The 326-nt window shown below is 74.2% G+C and carries 1 protein-coding gene; it reads right to left on the bottom strand.

The window, feature by feature from the left end:
• Positions 1–326: hypothetical protein (locus D7V88_RS42070; RefSeq protein WP_147449181.1), on the bottom strand; the 326-nt coding region annotated here is incomplete at both ends.

The raw sequence follows: 326 nt of genomic DNA, 5'->3' as shown, positions 1-326 counted from the left end.
GGAGAGCCTCCTCGATGATCCAGGCCTCCTCCTCCGCCTGCCGCAGTTCCTCCTCACGCCGCAGCCGCTCGCGCTCCTCCCAGTCCTCCACCGACAGGGCCTCGATACGGCCCTCGCGCTCCAGCACGCGCAACAGCGCCTGCTGCGCCCCCGTCAACGCCTCCGGCCTCCGGAACGCCCCCAGCGTCTCCAACAACTCCCGCTCGGACGCATCCGTCAGCCACGGCTCGCATGCGGCCACCTCCGGGCACCGGTACACCCGCGCGGGCACCGCCTCGCTCGGGGTCGGCTCCAGCGCGGCCCGCACCACCCGCACGCCCGCGATG

Source organism: Corallococcus terminator, from assembly GCF_003611635.1.
Classification (GTDB): Bacteria; Myxococcota; Myxococcia; order Myxococcales; family Myxococcaceae; genus Corallococcus; species Corallococcus terminator.
This window is presented reverse-complemented; position numbering and strand designations above follow the sequence as displayed.